Origin of the sequence: Pseudarthrobacter sp., from assembly GCF_036675385.1 — a bacterium.
Taxonomy (GTDB): domain Bacteria; phylum Actinomycetota; class Actinomycetes; order Actinomycetales; family Micrococcaceae; genus Arthrobacter.
On record NZ_JAKFFD010000230.1, the window covers coordinates 22,796 to 32,450 of the forward strand.

The window sequence follows — 9,655 nt, forward strand, 5'->3', positions numbered from 1 at the left end:
CGACCATCGGCAAAGCGGGCATCGGACCACTGGACCAGCACTGGCCCGGAACACCCGCCCGCCTCAAACTGATTCAACGCCTGACCGGAACTGCGACAACCGCCCAATGAGCAGCCAACCAGCACCCTGACATGTCCGGACTCTGGCAGCACGGAAATACGGTCTCTGCCGACGAACGCGTGCGTCTATTTCTACCGTTGCACCGCCTGCGGTGCGACCAGCAAACCCCCGGCCCTGTGAGTGTTGTGTCTTCTGCTCCTAGGGCGGCACCCGGTGCCCACCGGCTCGACGGGCATCACCCATCGGGCATGGACGCAAGGTCGTCCAAAGCGCAAGATGAGGTGTATGACAACAACCGTCATGGTCCTCGGCGCCGGCTTCGGAGGTTTGGAACTCGCGAGCACACTGTCGGAGCGCCTTGCCGGCGAGGTCGACGTCACCCTCGTCGACCAGCACGACGCCTTCGTGTTCGGCTTCTCCAAGCTGGAGGTCCTCTTCGGGCACCAGAACGCGGAACAGGTGCGGATCCTCTACAGCGAGATCCGCACGCCGGGCGTGGAGTTCCGCCAGGAGCGGGTGCTCGCGATCGACCCGGGGACGCGGCACGTCGTCACCGATGCTGCGGTTTACGATCCCGACTTTGTCGTCGTCGCCCTCGGTGCCGACTACGACTTCGCCGCGACACCCGGCTTCGCCGAAGGAGGGTTCGAGTACTACACGGTCGCAGGCGCCGAGCGGCTGCGCGACGAACTGGCGGCGTTCCGCGGCGGCCGGGTGATGCTTGCCGTGCTCTCCATCCCGTTCAAATGCCCGCCCGCGCCATACGAGGCGATCCTGCTGCTCCACGACCGGCTCGTCGCCCGCGGCATCCGCGAGGGCAGCAACCTTCACTTGGTCAGTCCGCAGCCGTCGCCCATCCCGGTCTCACCCCAGGCATCGGCCGCGCTGGAACGCGCGATGGCCGAGCGTGGGATCGGGTACACGAAACGCCACCGGATCCACGGGATCGACCCGGACGCGCGGGTCGCGCAGTTCAAGGACCACGACGAGCCGTACGACTTGTTCATTGGCATCCCGACCCACAGGGTGCCCGACGTGCTCGTCGAGGCGGGTCTGGCGCGGGACGGCTGGGTCGCGGTCGACCCCGTGACGCTGCAAACGCCGTACGCCGGGGTGTATGCGATCGGCGACTGCGCCGAGACCGGGATCCCGAAGGCCGGCACCTTCGCCGAGAGCGCGGCCCACGTCGTCGCGGACGGCATCGTTCGCAGCATCCGAGGCGCCGGCGGACTTGCATCCGGGGGCACCGGGCTCTGCTACCTGGAGTTCGGCCACGGCGACGTCGGTCGCGTCGACGTCGATTTCCACGCTGACGGCGGGCCGACCGCGCCGCTCCTGGGGCCGTCGCCGGCGTACGCCGATGAGAAGGCGGAGTTCGGCGCGGTGCGACGCGCCCGCTGGTTCGGGGCCTGACGCGCCTCGCACGTTCGGGCGACGGGCGTTGACTAATCACGTTCCGGCTCATCTGGGGACGCGGTCATCAATTCCTGCCCAGCGATCTCCGAAACCGCCGCTGCGTTCGCGATCTCCCGGTGGACGGTCCGCGCCGCAGTGACCGAGGCCTGTTTTCTCACCCTGCACCCAAATGGCCCCAAAAACGTTCCCGCTGAACCCGGAACCTCCTACGAAACCGACGGTCTGGACCGCAAAGTCATGTCGCCCCAAAACGGCGATGCGGGAATCCAGCCTCGCACCAGGACCGGCGCGCCGGCTGTAGCGGACACGCACAGCATTTCGGGTGCGTGAGCCCAGCATCACCAACTCGGCCACAGAATTACCTGGCTATCGTTCTACGAGGTGGGCGGCAATCATCCCCGCGCTGTCCCCAACCCGATATCGCTGGCGGCCACGCCCACGACCAGATCGAACGCCTCATCAGTGATGAAGTCATGCCGGCAGCCGTTGATCCAGAGCATCAAAACCATCAGCGTCCACGCAGTCCGCTTATTGCCGTCGATCAGCGGATTGAACCGAGCCACAGACTCCATCAGAGCCGCCGCCTTCATCGCCAACTGCGGATATGCTTCCACACCCAGCACCGTGCCCTTCTGTTTGGGTCGTTAGGCGGCGCCTCCACCGGGGGGTTCCGTTGCGCGGATTTTCGAAGGCGAAGTGGAACTCATCAGTGATGTCCCGTGCGTGTGATGTGTTTGACGATGTACTCGGCGTCTTTGCCGACACCCCCAACGAGAAGGGATGTGATGGAGGACTGGTGTGGTGTGCCGACAGCGTAGAGTCCTGGTTCGCTGGTAAGTCCCTGAGGTGTGTGAGGTGGCCGGCGTGGTCGAAGACGGGCAGTTTGATGATTCGGTAGTCGGGAGCGAGCCCGGTACACCACACCACCGCGTCCACGTTGACGGTCCTTCCGTCTTCGGTTACCGGAAGTCGTTCCGCGAGCCGGTGATATTCGGTATCCGGGTGATGCCAGCTGCTTCCAGTGCGCCGGGGCGGATTCTGCCGACTGGTTCCGCTCCGCCCTTCATGGCGCGTTGGGACAGTTCAGAGCCTGCCCTGCCCAGTAGTCGCAGGAGCGGGCAGGTCCACGTGCCCAGCGCCGGCAAATAGCCAACGTCGCGGCCGGCGAGATACACGCAGCGATGGTGCCCAGCGTCATCTGGATTGGCAAGATCAAGGGCAATTTCGGCTCCTGTCAGCCATTGCGTCCTTTGTCGGCCTGTCTGCCCGTGGCGCCGGGAACTTGAGGCCGGGCAGTTGGCTGAATCCGGCGGGCGTGAACAGTTGCAGCGAATCCCAGCGGTACCGCCAACTGTCGCCGATGTCGCGGTTTGCATCCACAACGATGAAGTCACGGCCACGTCCGCCCAAGTGGAAGGCCGTGGCCAGGCCGGCTTGGCCGCCGCCGATGACGACGGTTTCGACACTCTGTTCTGGAATCGGCTTCTCCCATTGGGGTTTGCAACGGTGCGGCAATGCCTATCTTAGGTTGTCGCCAGCGGCCCTGGATCGGTCGCTGGGTGCGGAGTTTCAGCTGTTCGAATCGAACGGGCTCTGTGCCCGGAAGGGGGATCCGAGGTAGCGGGGAACGCTGTCGGAGTATTCGAGGTAGGCGCGGCCGAAGAGCTCGGCAAGCGTGGCCTCTTCATCCAGGACAGCGCGGTGCTCGACCAGCAGTTCGGCAGGCAAGGTCGCGAGGACCCAGGATGAGCCAGCCAAGGTTCCCGCTCCGAGTTGGATGAGCCACCATCCGATGTACATCGGGTGGCGGGTGATGGTGTAGGGGCCGGTGGTGACCAGGTCCTCCGGCCGCTCCAGCGCGAACGCGCCAGTAGTGCGGTGCCGCCGTTCAGCCAGAGCCCAAATATTCAGGCCGACGCCGGCGAGCAGCAGTCCCGCCCCCGCGGTCCGGTGGAGGGCGTGGGGACCGGGAAGCGGCACCGGACGGAGCCTGGCGAGGAGGAGGTCCAGGACAATCGCGGCGACAACAGGGAGCGGCAGCGGGAGGTTCTCGTAGACCTCCTTCCCGCGCCGGATCAAGGAACCTCCGGTCAATGCCGTCACCTTTATCTCTCCATTGACGTCCGGGTGGGGCGGGTCGCCCCGACCGGGCAGGCGGACCTGCCGGTCGTCGTCGTTGCATCCTTGAACTTAACGCGGCCGCGGGCTCCGCCCTGCGGGTTCAGGACTTGGACAGGGATTCGGGAAGCAGCCCGAGTTGTCCGAGGAACTCCATCTGGTCGAAGTAGAAGTGGTGGCTTGTGATCAGGCCATCTTCGACGTGGGCGACATCGCAGCTCCTGACCCGGATGCTCTTTCCGGTGGGAGGCAGGCTTTCACCGGACGGCATGAGCAGCGGTCCGGTGTTGGTTCCGACGACAAAGCCCTCATCGATCGCCACATTTCCGGCTTCGTACCGGTCGGCGTACTCGTAGGTGATGTCAGGGAACGATTCCCCGAACTGCGACAGGTAGTTGCTGATGGCTTCGGGCCCAACGAGTTTGCCCTCCTCGGGCGTGAAGGCCACCGCATCAGCTGAGTAACACGCTGCCTGTGTCTGTTTGTCCCTCGCCGTCACGGCTGCGGTTAAGCGGTCCATTGCCTCGCGTGCTTGTCCCATTTTTAGACCTCCGTCTTTGGCGGCCTCACGGAAAGGTCAGGCCGCTCCGTGGCTTGGCTTCTGTTAATACAGGCGCCGATTCAAGTACACGCCGGGCCGGGAGGGGTGTCAACGGCTTTGTTTGGGCACCGTTTGTGCTGGATTTTCGAGGGTGTTAACACGGTCGTGGATGAAGTTTTGGCCGGTCAGGAGCCGGTCGTCACCGTGGCAGGTGGTCGGTGCTGCGCATCCGCAGGGCCACGACGATGCCGGAGGCGCCGGTGAGAAGTGCGACTGTGGTGACGGCGGCCGGTATGCCCAGGGTGTCGGCGATGATTCCGGAGATCAGGGCCCCGCCGGCGAATCCGCCGTCGCGCCATAGCCGGTAGATACCCACTGACCGGGCACGCCATTGGGGGTGGGCGACGTCTCCGATAGCGGCCAGAAGAGTTGGGTAGACCATGGCGGTACCGGCGCCGAGCAGGACCGCCGCGGCCAGCCAGATCCCGAAGCCCTGCCCGGCGGCGATCATGGCCAGGGCCGGGGCCTGGACCAGCATGCCGCCGGTGATCAGATGTTTGCGCCCGATCCGGTCCGAGAGTGCGCCGGTGAGGAGCTGCCCGGCTCCCCAGACGGCCGGGTACGCGGCGGCGAGGATGCCGATGCTGTCGACAGCCAGCCCGGCAGAGGCGAAGAGGACGGGGAAAGGCCCCAGGCCAGGCCGTCGTTGAGGTTGTTGACCATGCCGGCCTGGCAGACCGACGACAGTGACCTGTCACGGAAGCTGGTGAGGATGAACACGTCGCGGCTGGTCAGCTGGGCGTGGTTGCCGGCGTTGGCGGGAACGTGGGATGCTGCCTCGAGTCTGGCGTAGACGCGTGTTTCGCGGATGGTGAGGACGGACAGGCCCAGGCCGACGGCGATGAACGCGGCGCCGAGCAGGAACGGGCCGGGCCTGAGCCCGTGCTGGGCGGCGATGTAGCCGGTGGCCAGGGCTGTGCCGGCGACGCCGAGGTAGCCGGCGGCTTCGTTCAGACCCATGGCCAGGCCGCGCCGTTGGGGACCGACGAGGTCCATCTTCATCATCACGGTGGCGGACCACGTCATGCCCTGGCTGATGCCGAGCACCACGTTGGCCCCAACAATCCACCCCCAGGACGGGCCGAAGATCAGCATGAACGGAAGGGGAATGGCGATGAGCCAGCCGGCCACGAGGACCGGTTTACGGCCGTACGTGTCGGCCAGGGCACCTGCGGCGTAGTTCGTGCCGGCCTTCGCCACACCGAACGCCGGGATGTAGGTCAGCGCCGCCGTGTGAAGGTCAAGGTGGAACACCTGCCCGGCGAGCAGCGGCAGCACCGTGCGCTCCTGGCCCAGGGCCCCGCCGACCAGGGCGTTTACCGCGACGAGGAGCACGAACTGGGCCAGGTTCTGCCGCAAACCCAGCCGTACCCCGGATCCGCGACCGTGATTGCCCGGTGGCTTCATGGCAGTGAGGATGTTTGTGGCTGCGGGATCAGGCAGCCGCCAGCGTCCCGGACCGGGTTCGGGCCCAGAAGATGACGGGAATCAGCAGCAGGGCCAGGACCCCGCCGGCGATCGAGAGCACCGCATAGCTGGTTTGGGCCACGACGAGCCCGGACATCGCGCCGCCGCCGGCACCGGCTACGGCGATGAGGACATCGACGGCTCCCTGGGTGCGGGCACGGTGTGCGGGGACGGTGGCGTCCACGACCAGTGCGGTTCCGGAGATGAGGCCCATGTTCCAGCCCAGCCCGAGCAGGGCCAGAGCCACGATGAGCAGCCCGAGATTGTCCGCGGGTGCCGTGGCTGCGGTGAGGCCGGCCGCGAGCAGGGTCAGGCCCGAGGCGATGGCCATCGGGGTGCGGCCGATGCGGTCCACGAGGACGCCGGTGAACAGGGAAGGCAGATACATCGAGCCGATGTGGATTCCGATGACGAGGCCGACTTCGGAGAGGTGGTGGCCGTGGGCGCGCATGTGGACCGGTGTCATGGTCATGATGGCGACCATAGCGATCTGGGTAAGGACCATGACCGCGGCCCCCACGTAGACCCCGGTGCCCGCCCGGACCGGTGCGGGCGGCGTGTCGGAGGTTCCCGGTGGAGGTGTGGCAATCTCGAGTTCCCGGGCGAGCAGGAACGGGTCCGGCCGGAGCAGGACGAACAGCACGGCCCCGGCGGAGGCGTATGCGGCGGCTGCGAGCAGGAACGGGCCAGCGAGAGCGGGAATGCCGAGGCTTTCGGCGAACCGGCCCAGCACATCGACCAGGTTCGGGCCGAGGACCGCGCCGAGGGTGGTGAAGACCATGGCGATGCTGACGGCCGTGCCCCGGCGGGACGCCGGAGCCAGATCGGTACCGGCGTAGCGTGCCTGCAGGTTCGTCGCGGTGCCCGCCCCGTAGATGAACAAGGACAGAAACAGCAGCGGGATGCTGTCCAGGACAGCCGCTGCGACGACGCCGAGCGCCCCGAGGGCCCCGGCGGCGAAGCCCAGGCCCAGACCGGTCCGGCGGCCCAGGCGCTGCGTGACGGCGCCGACCAGGAAGGCCGCCAGTGCGGAGCCGAGGGTGAACAGGGCCGCGGGAAGACCGGCGGCGGCGTTCCCGCCGAGCATGTCCTGGGCCAGCAAAGCCCCGACGGTGACGCCGGCGGCAAGGCCTGCCCCGCCCAGGACCTGGCTGGCAGCGACCACCGTCAGGGTCCGGCGGTGCAGGACTTCCTGAACGGCTGCGTCGGCGCGGATTCTCTCCCCGAGCAGCACCATCGGCTCACGCGGTGGCATCGAGATCCACCAGGTGTGTGGCCCGCCATTCGATGACGCCTTCGTCCATGGCCATCGCCGGGATGCCGCGGGCAGACAACCACGCCGCGGCGTCCCGGGCGAGTTTGCAGAACTCGCCACGGCAGTACACCACGACGGGATTCCCTGACAGGATCTCACCGTAGCGTTCCGCCAGCTCCGCCAGCGGGATCGAGACCGCGCCCGGGAAGTGGGCTGTGTCGTACTCGGACCGGGGCCGGACATCGATAACGGTCATCTCGGAGGTGACAGCTGCCGGATCGATCGTGCTGGCCGGCTCCGAGCCGCGGGGAGAGAGGTAGGACGCAAGTGCCTCCCGCAGGGCCGGGGAACGCAGCATGCCCACACGCTTGATGGCCAGATACATCGCCGCGACGTCATCGCCGGCGAGCCGATACAGGATGCTGGTCCGCACCCGCCGGGTATCCACCAGGCCCGCCTGCTTCAGCTGCTGCAGGTGGGCCGAGACGGTCGTCACCCCCATCCCCAGCTTTGCCGCGAGTTCTTCGACTGGATGCTCGCCCTGGGCGAGCAATTCGATCAGCTCCAGCCGCTTGCCGTTGGACATCGCCTTCGCCACCCTGGCGAGCTGATCGAAGACTTCCAGCTTCTCCCCACCCGCCGAGCTCTTATTCCATGACTCCATGGAATAAGAGAATACGGTATCGTCAGCGTTTTAGGGAGCCTTTTCGGTTAGGGGATGGCGGTCGCGTTCCTCTAGTCTTCGCGGGACCGGCTTCCGCACCGGGATACGCCCACTATGCAGGACAAGACCGATCTGGATGGGCTTTACGCCGGTCTCGAGGCCGCCGCGCTCCAGCCGCTATGGACCATCACCGAAGAGCTTCTGACGCCGACACCGCGACCAGCGGCCGTGCCATGGCTGTGGTCTGCCGCGACGATGAAGCCGTTGGCGCGCGAAGCGATCCGCCTCGTCCCCGTGGAACGCGGCGGCGAACGGCGGGTCCTGGCCCTCGCCAACCCGGGTCTCGGCGGTCGACCGTACGCGGTCGGCACGCTCTGGGGGGCCTTGCAGTGCCTCGGTCCTCACGAGGTCGCCCCTGCCCACCGGCACACCCCCGGCGCGATCCGTTTCGTTCTGGAAGGCGAGGGCGTGTGGACTACTGTGGACGGGGACGCCTGTGATATGAGACCCGGTGACCTAGTTCTCACGCCATCGAAGCAGTGGCACGACCACACGAACGCCGGCGACTCGGAGATGTTCTGGTTCGATGGCCTGGATCTGCCGATCATCCAGGCATTGGACGGTGTCTTCTTTGAGCACTGGCCAGGTCCGGGAGAGTCCCAGCCCCAGCCGGTTGAGCACAACGTTTCCGAAGCGCGCCGTCGCGACGGCAGTCGGTACACCGACGGATCAGTAACTAAGGCCGTGAGCCCGCTTCCCTCCGAGTTGCTGATCTATCGGTGGTCGGAGACTGAGGCGGAGCTAGAGCGACTCGGCCGTGAATCCGACGATGACCTTCTGGCCGTGGAGTACACGAACCCAAAGACGGGTGCGAGCGTGTTGCCGACGATGGCCTGCGCCGTCCACCGAATCCGTGGTCACGGTGCCCCGGTGAGACGCGCGGGCAACGCGGTCTATGTTGTCTTCCGCGGTCGCGGTGAGAGCGTGATCGACGGGCAGCGCTTCGTCTGGGGCCCCGGCGACATGTTCGCCGTTCCGTCGTGGTCCACTGTCGAGCACATCTCCGTAGGTGCGGATCTATTCGTGGTGTCTGATGAGCCCGTGCTACGGGCTCTGGGTATCCAGCGTCGAGAGGTGCTGCCGGAACCACAAACGGTCACCGGAGACTTCCATAGCGCATCCTTGCGCCTACAGGGAGCTGCCTCGTGAAGCTCGCTCTGTTCGACGCGAACCGGCTCGGTGTCGTCACCGCGAGCCCATCGGGGTATGAGATCGTCGATGTAACGGGCGCCATGCCCTGGGCCCACGACCCGGACCCGCTGACGGCTGGTTGGTGGCGGGCTCTGTGTCGGGACTTTGAGGAGATCCGGCCGGCGCTGGAACGGGCGGCCGCAGAAGGCGTGCCGCGTCCCATCGACTTTATGACCCTCCAGCCGCCCGTGCTCGGTCCGTCGAAGATCATTGCGGCCGCGTCCAACTATCGCGAACATGTGGCAGAGATGCACGGCGTGCAGGAGCGGACTCTAGGTCACATCGAGGCCTGGATGATGGAGTTCGATGTGTTCCTTAAGGCTCCCTCATCGATCGTGGGGCCTGGCGCCGAGATCGTCCTGCCCGCCGACGTCATCGCTGCCGAGCAGGAGATCCATCATGAGTCCGAGCTCGTTGTCGTGATCGGGTCGGGGGGCAAGAACATTCCCGTCGAATCAGCGCTGAACCACGTTCTCGGCTTTACCACCGGCCTCGACATCACCGTGCGCAGCTCGGCTGACCGCTCGCGGCGCAAAAGCTACGACACATTCAGCCCCGTCGGCCCCTGGGTAACCACACGCGACGAGGTCGGAGACGGCTCGGGTCTCGACATCATGCTGACCTGCGGTGCGGCCGTGCGGCAATCGGTCACCACCGACGACCTCATCGTGTCGGTACCGCAGATAGTCGCTTACGCGTCGTCAATCATGACGCTGCTACCCGGTGACCTGCTGTTCACAGGGGCTCCTCCGGGCGTAGGTCCGATCAAAAGGGGAGACAAACTTCGGATGAGCATCAGCCGGATCGGAGAAATGCATGTCTC

The 9,655-nt window shown here is 66.3% G+C and carries 10 protein-coding genes and 1 pseudogene; 4 read left to right on the forward strand and 7 right to left on the reverse strand.

Features of this window, described 5'->3' with window-relative positions:
* Nucleotides 1-126: 126 nt before the first annotated feature.
* Entirely contained in the window at nucleotides 127-240 is a 114-nt protein-coding gene (locus V6M49_RS19970; RefSeq protein WP_442959762.1) for a hypothetical protein, read from the forward strand.
* Nucleotides 241-345: 105 nt separating this feature from the next.
* A complete protein-coding gene (locus V6M49_RS18915; RefSeq protein ID WP_141140331.1) occupies nucleotides 346-1,473 on the forward strand; it encodes an NAD(P)/FAD-dependent oxidoreductase in 1,128 nt (375 codons plus the stop codon).
* Between the two features lie 395 nt (nucleotides 1,474-1,868).
* Here V6M49_RS18915 and V6M49_RS18920 read toward each other — a convergent pair whose 3' ends face one another.
* From V6M49_RS18920 to V6M49_RS18950, 7 genes and pseudogenes are all read right to left on the reverse strand, one after another.
* A complete protein-coding gene (locus V6M49_RS18920) occupies nucleotides 1,869-2,090 on the reverse strand; it encodes a type II toxin-antitoxin system death-on-curing family toxin (RefSeq protein WP_332762701.1) in 222 nt (73 codons plus the stop codon).
* A gap of 598 nt (nucleotides 2,091-2,688) precedes the next feature.
* On the reverse strand, nucleotides 2,689-2,991 hold the full coding sequence (locus V6M49_RS18925) for an FAD-dependent oxidoreductase (protein WP_332762702.1): 303 nt from the start codon (nucleotides 2,989-2,991) through the stop codon (nucleotides 2,689-2,691).
* A gap of 54 nt (nucleotides 2,992-3,045) precedes the next feature.
* Nucleotides 3,046-3,579 (reverse strand): methyltransferase family protein, encoded by a 534-nt coding sequence (locus V6M49_RS18930; RefSeq protein ID WP_332762703.1) that lies wholly within the window; start codon nucleotides 3,577-3,579, stop codon nucleotides 3,046-3,048.
* Between the two features lie 118 nt (nucleotides 3,580-3,697).
* The gene (locus tag V6M49_RS18935) at nucleotides 3,698-4,135 is read right to left on the reverse strand and encodes an ester cyclase (RefSeq protein ID WP_141140326.1); all 438 of its coding nucleotides are present in this window, start codon (nucleotides 4,133-4,135) and stop codon (nucleotides 3,698-3,700) included.
* Between the two features lie 199 nt (nucleotides 4,136-4,334).
* Nucleotides 4,335-5,602, reverse strand: a pseudogene (locus V6M49_RS18940) (MFS transporter).
* A 28-nt stretch (nucleotides 5,603-5,630) separates the two neighbouring features.
* Nucleotides 5,631-6,917, reverse strand: a complete 1,287-nt coding sequence (locus V6M49_RS18945) for an MFS transporter (protein ID WP_332762705.1) — start codon at nucleotides 6,915-6,917, stop codon at nucleotides 5,631-5,633.
* On the reverse strand, nucleotides 6,904-7,581 hold the full coding sequence (locus V6M49_RS18950; RefSeq protein WP_332762706.1) for an ArsR/SmtB family transcription factor: 678 nt from the start codon (nucleotides 7,579-7,581) through the stop codon (nucleotides 6,904-6,906). The genes V6M49_RS18945 and V6M49_RS18950 overlap by 14 nt, the downstream gene beginning before the upstream one ends.
* Nucleotides 7,582-7,695: 114 nt before the next feature.
* Between V6M49_RS18950 and V6M49_RS18955 the strand changes: the two genes are divergently transcribed.
* Entirely contained in the window at nucleotides 7,696-8,790 is a 1,095-nt protein-coding gene (locus V6M49_RS18955; RefSeq protein WP_332762707.1) for a cupin domain-containing protein, read from the forward strand.
* Nucleotides 8,787-9,655: fumarylacetoacetate hydrolase family protein (locus V6M49_RS18960; RefSeq protein WP_332762708.1), on the forward strand; the 869-nt coding region annotated here is incomplete at its 3' end. The genes V6M49_RS18955 and V6M49_RS18960, both read left to right, overlap by 4 nt.